Source organism: Mycolicibacterium llatzerense, assembly GCF_025331195.1.
Taxonomy (GTDB): Bacteria; Actinomycetota; Actinomycetes; order Mycobacteriales; family Mycobacteriaceae; genus Mycobacterium; species Mycobacterium llatzerense.
The window spans coordinates 466,155-480,908 of sequence record NZ_LXOV01000001.1; the positions used below are offsets into that span (position 1 = coordinate 466,155).

General features: G+C 66.5%; 10 protein-coding genes and 1 riboswitch. Of the genes, 2 read left to right on the forward strand and 8 right to left on the reverse strand.

Translation table 11 applies throughout. The features are described 5' to 3' along the window. Positions 1–44: 44 nt before the first annotated feature. The 3 genes from A7G45_RS02590 to A7G45_RS02600 all read right to left on the reverse strand — a co-directional run bounded on the left by A7G45_RS02590 (position 45) and on the right by A7G45_RS02600 (position 5,065). On the reverse strand, positions 45–1,994 hold the full coding sequence (locus A7G45_RS02590; RefSeq protein ID WP_260933324.1) for a primary-amine oxidase: 1,950 nt from the start codon (positions 1,992–1,994) through the stop codon (positions 45–47). Next, positions 1,991–3,457 (reverse strand): APC family permease, encoded by a 1,467-nt coding sequence (locus A7G45_RS02595; protein WP_260933325.1) that lies wholly within the window; start codon positions 3,455–3,457, stop codon positions 1,991–1,993. The genes A7G45_RS02590 and A7G45_RS02595 overlap by 4 nt, the downstream gene beginning before the upstream one ends. 108 nt (positions 3,458–3,565) lie before the next feature. Then, complete coding sequence (locus A7G45_RS02600) at positions 3,566–5,065, reverse strand: aldehyde dehydrogenase family protein (RefSeq protein ID WP_260933328.1); 1,500 nt, start codon at positions 5,063–5,065, stop codon at positions 3,566–3,568. A 254-nt stretch (positions 5,066–5,319) separates the two neighbouring features. On the opposite strand from A7G45_RS02600, the gene A7G45_RS02605 reads away from it, so the two are divergent. Both A7G45_RS02605 and A7G45_RS02610 read left to right on the forward strand, forming a co-directional pair. After that, entirely contained in the window at positions 5,320–6,777 is a 1,458-nt protein-coding gene (locus A7G45_RS02605) for an APC family permease (RefSeq protein WP_260933332.1), read from the forward strand. Beyond that, on the forward strand, positions 6,774–7,526 hold the full coding sequence (locus A7G45_RS02610; RefSeq protein WP_260933335.1) for an IclR family transcriptional regulator: 753 nt from the start codon (positions 6,774–6,776) through the stop codon (positions 7,524–7,526). The genes A7G45_RS02605 and A7G45_RS02610 overlap by 4 nt, the downstream gene beginning before the upstream one ends. A gap of 6 nt (positions 7,527–7,532) precedes the next feature. Here A7G45_RS02610 and A7G45_RS02615 read toward each other — a convergent pair whose 3' ends face one another. The 5 genes from A7G45_RS02615 to A7G45_RS02635 all read right to left on the reverse strand — a co-directional run bounded on the left by A7G45_RS02615 (position 7,533) and on the right by A7G45_RS02635 (position 14,700). Then, positions 7,533–8,279, reverse strand: a complete 747-nt coding sequence (locus A7G45_RS02615) for an SDR family oxidoreductase (RefSeq protein ID WP_260933338.1) — start codon at positions 8,277–8,279, stop codon at positions 7,533–7,535. 495 nt (positions 8,280–8,774) lie between these two features. Continuing rightward, positions 8,775–10,535, reverse strand: a complete 1,761-nt coding sequence (locus A7G45_RS02620) for an NRAMP family divalent metal transporter (RefSeq protein ID WP_260933341.1) — start codon at positions 10,533–10,535, stop codon at positions 8,775–8,777. Positions 10,536–10,618: 83 nt separating this feature from the next. Beyond that, on the reverse strand, positions 10,619–10,771 hold the full coding sequence (locus tag A7G45_RS02625) for a hypothetical protein (protein ID WP_156127081.1): 153 nt from the start codon (positions 10,769–10,771) through the stop codon (positions 10,619–10,621). Between the two features lie 303 nt (positions 10,772–11,074). Next, positions 11,075–11,245, reverse strand: a riboswitch (M-box (ykoK) riboswitch). A 132-nt stretch (positions 11,246–11,377) separates the two neighbouring features. Further along, positions 11,378–13,000, reverse strand: coding sequence for an AMP-binding protein (locus A7G45_RS02630; RefSeq protein ID WP_260933344.1), 1,623 nt, complete (start codon positions 12,998–13,000; stop codon positions 11,378–11,380). Continuing rightward, positions 13,000–14,700 carry an AMP-binding protein gene (locus A7G45_RS02635; RefSeq protein ID WP_260937917.1) on the reverse strand — a complete coding sequence of 567 codons (1,701 nt, stop codon included), beginning with the start codon at positions 14,698–14,700 and terminating at the stop codon, positions 13,000–13,002. The genes A7G45_RS02630 and A7G45_RS02635 overlap by 1 nt, the downstream gene beginning before the upstream one ends. Positions 14,701–14,754 lie beyond the last annotated feature (54 nt).

The following is a 14,754-nucleotide window of genomic DNA, read 5'->3' on the forward strand; positions in this document are numbered from 1 at the left end:
GCCTGGTCTTCGGGGGTGACCAGGCCCGGCGGCCTATCGTCCGCTCAGCCGTTGCAGCAGCGCGACTTCTTCTTTCCCGCAGGCACATTCAGCGCCGGGTTGCGGTCGAAGAAGCTGACCGGCTTGAGGGTGAACCCCGCGTAGTCGACCGGCATCATCGGCCAGTCCTCGGGCCGCGGGAAGTGCGTCAGCCCGAAGGTGTGCCACAGCACGACGTCGTCGTTCTCGATGTTTCGATCCTGCGCGACGAACCGCGGCAGCCCGTCCCCGCCCGGGTGCTGGTTGACGATATGGCCCGCCGGATACCGTTCCGCCGGATCGTATTTCGTCACCCACAGGTGCTTGGTGGTGAATGCCGCGCGCTTGGCGACCGAGCTCGACGGGTCGGCCAGCAGGGTGGGCTGTCCCTCGGGATACAGCGCGTAGCCGACGTTCTGCCCCAGCCGGTTCTGCTTGTTGGGATTGGTGATGTGCCAGACCCGCGCCTTGAGGTTGTCGGCCATGCGCATGGCCTCCAGCTCATGGGTCAGCTTCGTCTTCTGCTGCACGAATCCGTTGCCCCACGGGTTTTCCGGGCCCATCGGGGCGGCGACGGCGTCGACCTCCTCGACGGTGTTGGCGTGCCCGTCGACGGACATGTCCAGGCGCGCCGAGAACAGGTGCTGGTGGAACGGGGCACCGAGGCCGGGAGCGAGTTCCGAGGCGAACGGGTCCGGCGCGCGGTAGGCGGAGGCGAACACGACGCCGGTCGCCTTGACCTCCAGCTGCACGGTGCCGTCGAGGTACAGGTACCAGAAGAAGCCGTAGTCGTAGTTGCCGATGGTCAGGAAGAAGGAGATGACCAGGCGGCGCTGCCGGCGGACCTCGGCCATGCCGTTGAAGATGTCGACGTGCTTCCACAGCACGCCATAGTCCTCCTCGTGCAGGCAGATCGCGTTCTTGATCACCCGGGGTTCGCAGTTCTCGTCGGCGATGGTGACGTCGAAGTACTTGATCTCGCCGAGGCAATCACAGCCCAGTTCAAGGGAATTGGTGTAGCGGCCGAACATGTACTCGCCCTGGTCGAAGTAGTTGATCCAGTAGCGGGACGGTGACGGATGGGCGTACGGCACCACCATCTCGGCGACCGACGCCCGGTAGATCAGGGGTCGCTCGTTATCGCCGTCCTTGATCGACAGCTGGTGCAGGGTCAGGCCTTCGCGGATGTCGAAGCCGAACCGGAAAGACCAGTCGGCCCAGGTGATCTTGTTGCCGTCGACGGTGAAGCTGGGACCTTCGGGCTGGGTGATCTCGATGGGCTTGAGATCGGTGCGGGTGGGCGTCAGGTGCGGCTCGGCGTCCCACTCGGAGCGCTCGCTCGGCACCGGCAGGTCATCGTGATCGTTGACCGACAAGACGTGCTTGGCCGTCACGTCGATGGTGGCCAGCAGCCCGTCGATGGGATGTCCCCAGGGCAGGTCGGCGTCGTCGTACTGGTAGAAGCCGAGCACCCGCACGACGCGCTTGCCGACCTCGTCCGCATGGCCGAATGCGCCGGCCGACAACGGAACTGCGCGTACCTTCTCGGGGTCCAGGTCGCGCTTGCGGATCGCGGCGACCCACTCGTCGCAGGCCAGCAGCATCGCCTCGATGTCGCCGAATTCCTCGTCGAGGATCGGCACCTGCCCTTCGGTGACGGGGTCGACGGTGTGTTCGTAGACCACCGCGTTGTCGGTGATCGACACGATCGCGTCGGTACCCTTGCCGATTGCCCGGTCCAGCAACATGATTCGGGCCCGCCGCTCGATCGGATCACCGGGCCGGAACGCCAGGACCACGTCCTTGTGGGGTTCCTCCAGCGCGGCGTAGACGAAGCGGACGCTCTCGCCGAGCAGGCCATGTGCGCCGACGATGCGACGTACCTCGCGGATTTCGTCGGCACTCAGCGGGGTGAGCGGGTGATCAGGGGTAGTGGTGTCGGACTGGGCGCCAGGCTTGTCCAGGGTGGCGGTCATCGTGCGATCTCCTTTGCGATATCAGGGTTTTCGTTCTGTTGAGCTCCAGCACGTGGCCGCATGACCGCGACCACGATGCCGCCGACGAAGGCGCCGACCAGCAGGACGCCGAGAATGGCGGCCATGGTCCCGGAGCCGCCGACCAGCAGCGGCAGGTTCACCGCGGTCATCACCGACAGCACTGCCAGACCGGCGAATCCGAGGCTCGGCGCGATCACGGTGTGCCACGGCCGGGTATCGAGGCGGGTCCGGCGGAAGAAGACGACGACGGCCGCGGACGTCAGCGTCATCAGCACCACGATGCCCACGGAGGCGGCGCCGACGAACCAGGTGAACACCTGCGTCACCGGCTCCAGGCCGGCGAGGACCGACGCCGCGACCAGCACCAGCGCCGAGAGCGTCTGGGCGAACGAGGCGATGTGCGGGGAGTCGTGGCGCGGGTGCGACCGGCCACACCGCTCGGGCAATGCCCGGGTGTTGCCGAGGGAGAAGATGTAGCGGGCCAGCACGTTGTGGAAGGACAGCAGCGCCGCGAAAAGGCTGGTGATCAAGAAGATCTGGACCAGGTCACCGGCCACCGTGCCGACGTAGTGGGTCGCGGTCTCGGTGAGCATGGTCGCGGGGTTCTTCGTCGCCTCGTCCACCGCACCGGCGTCACCCCAGGCGCTGACCAGCGCCCAACTGCTCAGCGCGTAGAAGCCACCGATCAGCAGCAGTGCGGCATACGTCGCCCGCGGGATGGTGCGCACCGGATCGCGGGCCTCGTCGCGGAACACGGCGGTGGCCTCGAAACCGATGTAGCCGGCCAGCGCGAAGATCAGCGCGATGCCCGGGGCGCCGGAGAAGAAGTTGTCGGGGTGCAGCACCGCCGCCGAAAGTCCTTGGGCGCCGCCATGTCCGATGACGGCGGCGTTGATCACCAGGACGATGCCGACCTCGCACACCAGCAGGACGCCCAGCACCTTGCCCGACAGTTCGATGTGCCGGTAGCCGAGGAACCCGGTGACCGCCATCATCACCAGGGCATAGAGGTACCAGGGCACCGACGGTCCGCCGTGGGCGGTGACGAGCTCGTTGATGGACGCGCCGATGTAGCCGTACACACCGACCTGAACAGCGGTGTAGGACAGCAGCGCCAGGAACGCGGCGCCGAGTCCGGCATGCCGGCCGAAGCCGTGCGCGATGTAGGTATAGAACGCGCCTGCGCCCGTGATGTGCCGGGCCATGGCGGTGAAGCCGACCGCGAACAACAGCAGTACCGCGGTGCACACCACGTACGACGCCGGGTAGGCCGCCCCGTTGCCTGCGGAGATACCGATCGGGAAGGTGCCGGCGACGACGGTCAGCGGCGCGGCAGCGGCGACGACCATGAACACGATCGCCACCGGGCCGAGTCGGCCCGTCAATCGGTTCGGCTGAGCGCCGGTGCTTCGACCGGCATCGAGAACTGCGTCAGTTGTCATGACAGCACCTTCGCTGGAATTGAATGTGAATTGGTTGCGGTGCGGTAAGGCTTCGGTGAGTTCAAATGAGAATTGCCGGTTCGGCGAATTCTCATTTGACCGGCGAATTCACAGCGCGATGTTGATGGCTTTCGTCTGGGTGTATTCGGCGATGGCGCCCTCGCCGAGTTCACGACCCCAGCCCGACTGTTTGTATCCCCCGAATGGCAGGGCGGTATCGAACGCGTTGTGGCAGTTGACCCACACGGTGCCGGCCTTGATCTGCTGGGCCACCCGGTGTGCGGTCGACACGTCGCGGGTCCACACGCTGGCCGCCAGCCCGTAGGGCGTGTCGTTGGCCGCCTCCCGCACCCCGCGGTCGCGGTTGAACGGCACCGCCACGGCCACCGGCCCGAAGATCTCTTCCTGATAGACGTTGAAGTCGCGGTTCACGTCGACCAGCAGCGTGGGCTGCACGTAGAAGCCGGTGTCACCATGGCGGCCACCGCCGGCCAGGGCGCGCGCACCCTGCGCGATGCCGTCGTCGAGATAGCCGGTGACCTTGGTGAGCTGTTCACTCGAGACCAGCGGCCCGATGTCGTTGGCGGGGTCCAGGCCGGGCCCGATCCGCAGACCGGCGGCGTGCTCGGCGACACCCTGGGTGAACTCGTCGAAGATGGTGTCCTCGACCAGCAGTCGGGTGCCCGCGGTGCAGGTCTGGCCGTGGTTGAACAGGAATCCGCCGGCCACGCCGGGAATCGCGGCCTCGAGATCGGCGTCGGCGAAGACCACCTGCGGGCTCTTGCCACCCAGTTCCAGCGAGACCTTCTTGAGGTTGCCGGAGGCGGCGTTGACGATCTTCTTGCCGACCTCGGTCGACCCGGTGAAGGCGACCTTGTCGACGCCGTTGTGGGCGGACAGGGCGGCGCCGACGTCACCGAAGCCGGTCAGCAGGTTGAACACGCCGGCCGGGACCCCGGCCTCGGCGATCACCTCCGCGAGCAGCAGCGCGGTCAGCGGGGTCTGCTCGGCAGGCTTGAGGATGACGGTGTTCCCGCAGGCCAGGGCCGGTGCGACTTTGAACGCGGCCATGACCAGCGGGAAGTTCCACGGGGTGATCTGGGCGCAGACGCCGACGGGCTCACGCAGAGTGAAGGCGTGGAACTTGCCGCCCGGAGCCCACGGGACCGACACCGGGACGGTGCGGCCCTCGATCTTGGTGGCCCAGCCCGCGTAGTAGTAGAAGATTTCCGCAGCCCAGGTCACGTCGACGGCTTTGGCGACGGCGACGGACTTGCCGTTGTCGATGCTCTCCAGCTCCGCGAACTGGTCGGCCCGGGCGGTGATGCCCTCGGCGATCCGCCAGATCATCCGCTGCCGTTCGGCCGGCGTCGTCGTCGGCCACGGGCCGTCTTCGAACGCTCGCCGCGCCGCCCGCACCGCGCGCTCGACGTCCTCGGGGCCGCTGTGCGGGACCGTCGTGATGACCTGCTCGGTCGCGGGGTCCACGGTGTCGAACCGCCGGCCGGAGACCGACTCGACCCACTGACCGTCGACGTACATCTGCAGCGGACGGGAAATGAAATCGGCGGTCCGCGGGTCCAGATCGGCGCTGAGCGTGGCTGTCATGGAAATCATGTTTACGCCTCGCTATGGTGCGCGTCACCACTAATTCCGAATGGGTATTTCAGCTATTCGGATTCTCATTTGAAATGGCTTCACCATTCTCATTCGGGCCGGTTGGTAATCGCAGATCGGGCCGATTTGGGGGCTACGTGTGGGCTCCCCCGGGGCCGGACCCGGCGCGGATTCTCATTTGAAGATTTTGGATGTTTACCCGACAACGCTGTCGGCGTCGGCGGCGATCGGCTACCTTCCGACAAATGGGCCCCACCCGCACCATCCGGAGCCGCTCGCCGGTCGCCGGGCTTCAGCGCGCACAGCTGACGTTCACCCAGGTTCTCGGGCAGTCGGTGTCGGCGGTGGCCCCGTCGGCGGTGATGGTCACCCTGCCGGCGCTGGTCCTACCGGCGGCCGGGCACCTCACGATCGCGGTGTTCATCCTGACCGCCCTCATGATGACCGCGGTCGGCTACTGCATCACCCAGTTCTCCACCCGGATGGTCGCGGTCAGCGGGCTGTACAGCTACACCGTCAAGGGCCTCGGCCCGGTGCCCGGCATCGCGGCCGGCTGGTCGCTGGTCATCGGCTACGCAGCGGCGGCGATGGCCAGCGCGCTCGGCGCGGCCAGTTACATGGCGGTGCTACTGGGCCGGGTGGGGGTACCGGCCGGCAAGCCCGTCATCGCCGGCCTGACCGTACTGGTCGGCGGCGCCGCGCTGATCCTCATGGTGCAGGGCATCAGACTGTCGGCGCGCATCTCGCTGGCCGTCGAATTGTTCGCCATCGTGGTGGCCGGCGTAGTCCTGATGATCGCCTTCGGCGGAGCCGTCACCGGCAGCGCCGCATCATCGAAAACGGTTGCGGATGCGCCACATTCAGCCCTGGGCTTCGCCATCCTGCTCGCCATCACCTCGTACGTCGGGTTCGAGAGCGCCAGTACCGTGGCTCGCGAGGCCCAGCGCCCGTTCGTCACCGTGACCCGCGCCATCCGCTGGACGCCGCTGGCGCTCGGTGCGCTGTACACCTTCGCCGCCGTCCTGCAGGCCACCGGCACCATCCAGACCCGGACCGGGTCGACACCCATCGTGCTCTCTCTGCCGGACTCGGCCGACACCCTGGCCGGAGCGCTGTCCGTCGCCATGGAGATCGGTATCACCGCGTCCTGGATCGCGTGCGTGATCGGTTCCACCACCGCGTTGTCGCGGACGCTGTTCGCGATGGGACGCGAAGGCCTACTGCCGGACACGATGGGCCATGCCCACCGGCGGTACCGCACACCGCACGTCGCACTCAGCGTCGCGGTGCCGGTGATCGTCGCGGTGCCGGTCGGCTACCTGTTCGCCGCGGAGTCCAGCCGCGACGTCCTCGTCGGGCTGCTGGCAGTGTCGGCGCACGGCTACATCGTGGCGTATCTGCTGGTGTGCCTTGCCACTCCGGCATTTCTGCGCCGGATCGGCGAGCTCACCACCGTCCCGCTGATCGTCGGACTGGCCACCGCCGCCACCATGGTCGCCATCATCATCTGGGCCGCGCTGACGGTGGCGTCGCCGGTGTGGATCGCCACCGCGGTCTACTCCGTTCTGCTGGCAGCGGGTCTGGCGGCATTCCTGGTGCGCCGCCGTCGGGTGCCCGATCTGGCCGAACGGGTCGGGGTGTTCGACGAGACCATCGCCGGCGACGTGTTCGCCGACTACAACCCGTGGGAGGTGCGCCGATGAGCCCCGCCGACGGCGCGCTGTCGGGCCGTCAACCCAAAGCGGTGCAGAGCGCGCTGCAGGTGCTCGAGGCGGTCGCGCTGGCCGGCACCGGCGTCACCGCCAAGGACATCGCCGAGCACCTGTCCATGCCGTCCGCCACCACCTACCGGCTGCTGAATCTCCTTGTCGCCGATGGCTATATCGTGCGCCTGCCGGACCTGTCGGGGTTCGCACTGGGCCCGCGGATGGGCCTGCTGATCGACGCCGCCGTCTCCCCTGCCGTGTGCACGAAGGCCCGCGAGACACTGGGCGAGCTGCGGCTGTCGGTGCGCTTCGGGGTACACCTGTTCTACTTCACCAACACCTCGGTGCGCCTCGCCGACGCCGACGGCGAGTACCCGCCGCCGGCAGACGAGTCGGTGCTGAACCGGAACCTGCATGCCAGCGCGGTCGGCAAGCTGTTGCTCGCTGAGAAGCGCGATGCCGACGCGCTGCTCGGACCCGCGCCGGCCGCGCTGACCGACCGCACCGTCACCTCGAAATCGGCTCTGGCCGAACAACTCACCGAGGTCCGGGAGCGCGGGTACGCGGCCCAGACCGGTGAGCTGCGGCCCGACTTCGCGTGTGTTGCGGTACCGGTCCGGTCCACCACTGCGACCTTGGTGGCCGCGGTGGCGATGTCCGGCCGGGCCGAACAGGATCAGCTACTGCACCGCCAGATTCCGGTATTACAGGACTACGCAACCCAATTGGCGCCGCTGCTGGCGTGACGCCGATCAGAAAGGAATCGAGGCGATCATCGCCCCGTCCCCGGTGACCAGGCTGTCCTTCTTCAGCGTCGTGCCGAAGTACTTCGCCTGCGGATCGACCACCACCCGCTGATCGTCGTGATGGATGGCCAGTACCTCGCGAGCCAGCCGGGAGAACGGGATCTTCTCGGGCCCACCGATGTTGACCACGTGGTTACGCGGCGACTCTATCGCGACCTCAGCGAGGAAGGCCGCCACTTCGTCGGCCGCGATCGGCTGAATCAGCGCATCCGGCACCCGCACATCATGCTCGTCGCCCTCATCCGTGGCGGCCTCGACGACCATCGACTCAACGATCGCTTGCGCGAACTCGCGGAACTGCGTGGCCCGCACGATCGTGTAGGGCAGCCCCGACGACGCGATGATCCGCTCCTGGGCGACCTTGGCGCGCATGTAGCCACTGTCCGGCAACTCGTCGACTCCCACGATCGACAATGCGACGTAGTGACCCACCCCGGCCGCCCGGGCCGCGGCCACCAGATTGGTGGTCGATGCGACGAAGAAATCCATCACTTCGCTGTCCTCGAAGGACGGCGAGTTGGTGACGTCGACCAGGGCGTCGGCGCCCGCGAGCGCCTTGGCGAGGCCCGCGCCGCTGCAGACGTCGGCACCGGAACGGCGTGACGCCGCGACCACGTCCTCGCCCTCCCGCGTCAAGAGGTCAACCAGTAGGGTTCCGATGAGGCCGCTGGCCCCCATTACTGTCACCTTCACTGTGCCAACACCTTTCGTCGTCGCCCCGCCGACTTGGGAGTCGGATACCCAGCCTACGTCGCGCAACCTGCCGCGGGTTGCGAAACGACATCCCGCACCAGCCGTCTCCAGCTGAGGCACACCGTTTGCCGAATTGACGCTTGCGTCGGTACTGTGCGACAGTCTTCGGGGACGATCTTGATACGCACAGCAACGCAATTCATCGGACGGTCAGCATGGTAAATCGACTGTTTACAGTGCATCAATTGGTTGTTTTACTGCGGTCGGCAAACCAGATCGAGTTGCTGTTGACCGCAGCGGCCGGCGCGGTCTCGATAGTCGCGGCTGCACGTGACGCGGCAGGTGGGGTTGCTGCCCTGGGAGCGGAGCGCCAACACTCGGAATTCTGTACCTGCAAAGAGGGCGACACCTCGCACTGTCCGGCACGCGATTCACTCTGACCTGCGGGCAACGAGGTGGGCACGGCGCCGCAGAACCGAGCCCACCTCGATAGCGTCAACCGCTGATCGCCTCGGCGACCTTCACCCCGACGAGCACCACCGCCACCAGCAGGTAGCCGCGCAGGGCCACCATGCCGGCCACCCGCAGCGGCGACCAGGCCGGCCGATCCAGGGTGTCCAGGGCGGGCGTGCGGAAGCTGTCCCGCTCCTGGTTCCGCAGTGCCCTCCGGACTTTGCGATCGTCGGGCTGCTCGTCCAGATCCTCCACCTGCTCGGGGTCCAGACCACCCAGTTCGGCGGCGACCGCCGCGGCGGCCTGCTTCCGTTGCGTGCGCCGCGACCGCAGCCCCGCACCGGCGATGGCCACCCCACCGAGCACGCCGACGGCCGCACCGGCACCGAAGCTCCATTCAAGTTGTGCGGCAGTCAGATTCGGGAAGAACGTCGCGGCTGTCAGCGCCAAGGACAGCAGCACCAACGCCCAGACGATCACGCCGGCCATGATGTTCTGCCGCACCGTGTTGACCCACGGACCCAGCACGGCCTTGTCGTTGCACAGCAGCACCAGGAACACCGTCGCCGACGGCAGCAGCACTCCGGCCAGTGCCTGGACGCCCTGAGTCAGCAGCCCCAGTACGTGATCCGGGCTGAACGACACCGCCGCCGCAACCGCGAGCAGCGCGGCGTAGCCCAGGTAGAAGGCGGGCGCCTCACTGACCTTCCAGTGCAGCGAGTGCCGCTTGCCCAAGGTGTCGCCGAGTGCGTAGGTGGTGGCCAGTCCAACAGCGTTGGCCCCGATGAGCGAAGCGTCGAGCAGCAGGATGGCGAACAGCGCGCCCGCGGTGTGAGACACGTGCTGGCCCAATTGCGTTGCCACGTCGCCCGCATCGGTGAAGTTCCCGGCCGCGGCGGTGCCACCGAGCCCGAACGCGGCGGCAGCCATGATCGCGACCGCGCCCACCATCACCACGACGATGCCGATCCACAGGTCGACCCGCTCGTAGCGAATCCACTTGGGGGTCAGGCGCTTATCGACGATGTTGGACTGCTGGAAGAACAGCTGCCACGGCGCGACGGTGGTGCCGACGATCGCGACGATCAGGAGCAGCAGCGTCGAGTTCAGCCCGCCCGGGAACGACGGGACGAGACCGCGCGCGGTGTCCGCGGCCGACGGGTGCACGATGAACGCCAACGGGAAGATCACGATGTTGATGGCGATCAGCGCGAAAATGAAACGCTCCCAACGGCGGAACGATCCACCGGCCACCACGGCGAACAGTAGCACCGCCGCCAGCGGCACCGAGATCGACTTGGGCAGCCCGAAGTAGTTCAACGCCATTGACACACCGACGAATTCGGTGACGATCGTCAGCGCGTTGACGATGAACAGGTCACCCACACTGAACGCACCCCAGAACTTGCCGAACCGGGCGAAGATCAGCCGCGCGTGCCCCACGCCGGCAACTGCACCGAGCCGGACCACCATCTCCTGGTTCACGTACAGCACCGGGATCAGCAGTGCCAGCGTCCACATCAGCGCCATGCCGTAGTTCTGGCCGGCCTGGGCGTAGGTGGCAACACCGCCGGCGTCGTTGTCGCCGACCATGACGATGAGGCCGGGCCCCATCACCACCAGCAGCATCTTCAGTCGCTGCCAGCGGCTGCGACCCGTCGTGGTCTCGTCGGTGCGGATGGTGCCGAGCGCGCCGACGATATCGCCGACGTGCGCGGAGTCGAGCACTGCAGTGCTCGGTGAATCATGTTGGTTCACAGGCGTTCCACCGGCGGGTCGCGGCGTGCGAGCGAAGAGAGCCATGGCGAGATTCCTCTCGGGGAGAATGGCAGCACAGCAGGGGTCCGCCCACCAAAAATCGGTGGGCGGACCGTGCGGCCGAACGGTCAGAAGTCGGGGTGTGCCCCAAGGGAAGCCGAGATCACCGCGAGCGGCGTCTGCGACATCTGAAGGTTGTGCCGTTCCTGCGGAGTCAGGTGCGTGCGGGTGTGCACCATCCGGGCGATACGACGGACTGAGGTGATACGAAATACGGTCATGACAGGGCTCCTGTCGGGATCAGTCCCGCGGGCCAACAACAGCGCGCATCGATCAGGCGCCGTCGGTCAGACGACCATCCCGATCACGAGTCGGCAGGGCTGCGGGAGAGCTTGAATGAAGTTGTTCACGTTGGGTTTTCGCTCCGGACTGGAACTCGGACCATCGCCAGGTTTCATTCGCCCCTCACCTCCTCGCTGCCAGGCCCCGGTCGGGGCAGTTGTGTCACGCATATCTATGACAACACGCAGGGGAGAACGCAGCATCCGAACTCGGCATCAAGAACCCGATAAAACTCGGTGCCACTTACACCCCTCTCGTCAGAGCTTCGGCACTGAACGACGTAATCCGCGAGCGGATAGCCACTTTGGGTAACCCCTTAATCCGGGGAGACCTGTCCTGACCCTGGGCGTCTCTCGACGTCGTCGGATCAGTGGCTTCTGTTCGTTCAGGAGCCTCGCCTAGCGAGGTGCTGACCAACCAAAGGTAACCCCGGTGCACGGGCCCGTCAACTTCAGTCGGAGTCGCCATACCCGCGAGCAGACGCAAAACTGTCAATTTCGCCGAAAATACGACAGTTTTGCGTCTTCTCGCGAGGGGAGGCGAGGCTAGGGCTGTTCGAGGCCGAAGATGCGGATGCTCTCAGCGCGCATGTCGACCTTGCGGACCTTGCCGGTGATCGTCATCGGGAACTCGTCGACGATGTGCACGTAGCGTGGAATCTTGAAGTGTGCCAGTCGATCTGCTGTGAATTCCCGGATTGCCGCGGCGTCCAGCGGCTCGGCCCCCGGGCGCATCCGCAGCCACGCGCAGATCTCTTCGCCGTAGCGGGCGTCGGGTACGCCGATCACCTGGGCGTCCTCGATGTCCGGGTGGGTGTACAGGAATTCCTCGATCTCGCGCGGATACACGTTCTCGCCACCACGGATCACCATGTCCTTGATCCGGCCGACCACCGCGCAGTAGCCGTCCGCCCGCATCACCGCGAGATCGCCGGTGTGCATCCAACCCTCGGAATCGATGGCTTCCCTGGTCTTTTCGTCGTTGTTCCAGTACCCGAGCATCACCGAGTAACCGCGGGTGCAGAACTCCCCAGGTTCACCGCGCTCCACCGTCTCACCGGTTTCCGGATTGACGACCTTCACCTCGATGTGGGGATGCGCCCGGCCGATGGTCGCGGTACGACGGTCCAGGTCGTCGTCGATGAGCGTCTGGCAGGACACCGGCGAGGTCTCGGTCATGCCGTAGGCGATGGCCACCTCGGCCATGTGCATGTCGGCGACGCAGTGCTTCATCACCTCGACGGGGCACACCGAGCCGGCCATGATGCCGGTGCGCAGGCTCGACAGGTCCCGTCCGCTGAACGACGGATGATTCTGCATCGCGATGAACATCGTCGGCACCCCGTAGACGCCCGTGCACTGCTCGACTTCGACGGCATCGAGGGTGGCAGCGGGATCGAACCCGGGGGCCGGAATCACCACCGCTGCACCATGACTCATACAGCCGAGCACACCCATCACCATGCCGAAGCAATGGTAGAACGGCACCGGAACGCACAACCGCTCCCCCGCCTGCAGGTTGATGCCCTCCGTGGTGAAGTAGCCATTGTTCAGGATGTTGCGGTGCGACAGCGTCGCCCCCTTGGGGAATCCCGTTGTCCCTGAGGTGTATTGGATGTTGATCGGATCGGTGTTGGACAGCGTGGCATGCCGCGCCGCCAAGGCATCGGCGCCGACAGCCACACTGCCGGAACGCAACTCATCCCAGTCTGCGCTGTCCAGGTAGACGACGTCACTGAGGCTGGGTACCTGCGGACGCACCTCCTCGATCATCGCCGCGTAGTCGGACGTCTTGAACGACGTCGCCGAGATCAGCATGCGCATCCCGGATTGGTTGAGCGCGTAGGCCAGTTCGTGCACCCGATACGCCGGATTCACGTTGACGAGAATGGCGCCGATCTTGGCCGTCGCGAGCTGCGTCACGATCCACTGCGCACAGTTCGGTGACCAGATGCCGACCCGGTCACCCTTCTCGATGCCGCGAGCCAGCAAGCCCCGGGCGATCAGATCGACTTCGGCATTCAACTCGGCGTAGGTGTACCGCAGGCCTTGTCCACGGTCGACCAACGCCAGGGTGTCGGGATAGGCGGCAACGGTGCGCTCAAAGTTGGCCCCGATGGTCTCTTCCAGGATCGGGGTGTCGGTCGGCCCCGCGTCGTAGCTCAGCATCAGTTCACCAGGTCCTCGTAGCGGTACTCCGATGCGATCGGAGTGCCGGCCGCATGCGCTTGATCTTCGCGCTTGCGCAGGTCCACGCGTCGGATCTTCCCGGAAATCGTCTTCGGAAGATCGCCGAACTCCACCCGGCGGACCTTGAGATACGGCGCCAGGTGATCGCGGGCGAATTCCATGATGGACCTTGCTGTTTCCTCGTCGGCACTCCAGCCCGCAGCCAGGCAGACATACGCCTTCGGCACGGCGAGCCTGGTGTCATCGGGCTGGGGCACCACGGCGGCCTCCACCACCGCCGGATGCTCGATGAGCACGCTCTCCAGTTCGAACGGCGACACCTTGTAATCCGACGACTTGAACACGTCGTCGGTGCGGCCGATGTAGGTGATGTAGCCGTCGCTGTCACGGGAGGCCACGTCACCGGTGTGGTAGTAGCCGCCTGCCATGACGGCCGCATTCCGTTGCGGGTCACCGAGATAACCGGTCATCAGATTCAGCGGACGCGCGCTCAGCTCCAGGCAGAGCTCGCCCTCGTCGGCCGGCTCGCCGGTCACCGGGTCGACCAGCAGCACCGGCACCCCCGGCATCGGCCGCCCCATCGAACCGGCCTTCACGGGTTGCCCCGGGGTGTTGCCCACCAGCAGGGTGGTCTCGGTCTGCCCGAAGCCGTCGCGGATCGTCAGGCCCCAGGCGTCCTGCACCTTCGCGATGACATCGGGGTTCAGCGGCTCCCCGGCGCCCAGAATCTCGCGCAGCCCTTCGGGTTTGGCGCCGAGATCGGCCTGGATCAGCATCCGCCACACCGTCGGCGGCGCACAGAAGGTGTTGACGCCGGCGCGACGCAACTGCCCCATCAGCGCGGCGGCGTCGAAGCGGCCGTAGTTGTAGACGAAGATGGTCGCCTCGGCGATCCACGGCGCGAACACACAACTCCAGGCGTGCTTGGCCCAGCCCGGCGAGCTGATCGCCAGGTGCACATCGCCCGGCCTCACCCCGATCCAGGCCATCGTGGACAGATGCCCCACCGGATACGAAATCTGCGAGTGTTCAACAAGTTTGGGCTTGCTGGTGGTACCCGAGGTGAAATACACCAGCAGCGGATCGTCCACCTCGGTGATGGCAGCGAACGGACCCGCCGAAACCACTTGATAGGCATCGGCGTAGCGGTGCCAGCCCGGCGCCGAATCCCCGACGACGATCCCGGTGTACTGCCCATCGACGGACGCGAACTTGTCGGCGTCGGCAGCGCCCGCCACCACGAAGCCCGCCCCGCCGCGGGTGATCCGGTCCGCCAGATCGGCCGGGCCCAGCGCGCCGGTCGTCGGCATCACCACCGCGCCGAGCTTCGCCACCGCCAGCATCGACTCCCAGAGCTCGACCTGGTTGCCCAGCATCACGATCACCCGGTCGCCCTTGCCCACGCCGAGCGACCGCAGCCACGTCGCCACCTGGTCGGACCGGTCGGCCATCTCCGCGAAGGTGTACCGCTGCTCGGCCCCGCCCTCTTCGGTGATCCACAGCGCCACCTGAGCGGCGCGCTCCGGACTGCGGGCGATGACGTCGAACCAGTCGGTGGCCCAGTTGAACGTGCCGGTCAGCCGCGGCCAGGTGAAGGTATCGACGGCCTGCGCGTAGTCACCGATCGATGTCACCAGCCGGTCCCGCGCGGCGCGATACTGCTCGGTGTTGGTCGTGATCCCAGCGTCTGTCGCCATGAACGTAGGATCTACGTCACACGTACCCGCCCGCTA

Coding starts and splice junctions, on each gene's coding strand:
- A7G45_RS02590 (WP_260933324.1), bottom strand. CDS start 1,994: ATGACCGCCACCCTGGACAAGCCTGGCGCCCAGTCCGACACCACTACC.
- A7G45_RS02595 (WP_260933325.1), bottom strand. CDS start 3,457: ATGACAACTGACGCAGTTCTCGATGCCGGTCGAAGCACCGGCGCTCAG.
- A7G45_RS02600 (WP_260933328.1), bottom strand. CDS start 5,065: ATGACAGCCACGCTCAGCGCCGATCTGGACCCGCGGACCGCCGATTTC.
- A7G45_RS02605 (WP_260933332.1), top strand. CDS start 5,320: ATGGGCCCCACCCGCACCATCCGGAGCCGCTCGCCGGTCGCCGGGCTT.
- A7G45_RS02610 (WP_260933335.1), top strand. CDS start 6,774: ATGAGCCCCGCCGACGGCGCGCTGTCGGGCCGTCAACCCAAAGCGGTG.
- A7G45_RS02620 (WP_260933341.1), bottom strand. CDS start 10,535: ATGGCTCTCTTCGCTCGCACGCCGCGACCCGCCGGTGGAACGCCTGTG.
- A7G45_RS02625 (WP_156127081.1), bottom strand. CDS start 10,771: ATGACCGTATTTCGTATCACCTCAGTCCGTCGTATCGCCCGGATGGTG.
- A7G45_RS02630 (WP_260933344.1), bottom strand. CDS start 13,000: ATGCTGAGCTACGACGCGGGGCCGACCGACACCCCGATCCTGGAAGAG.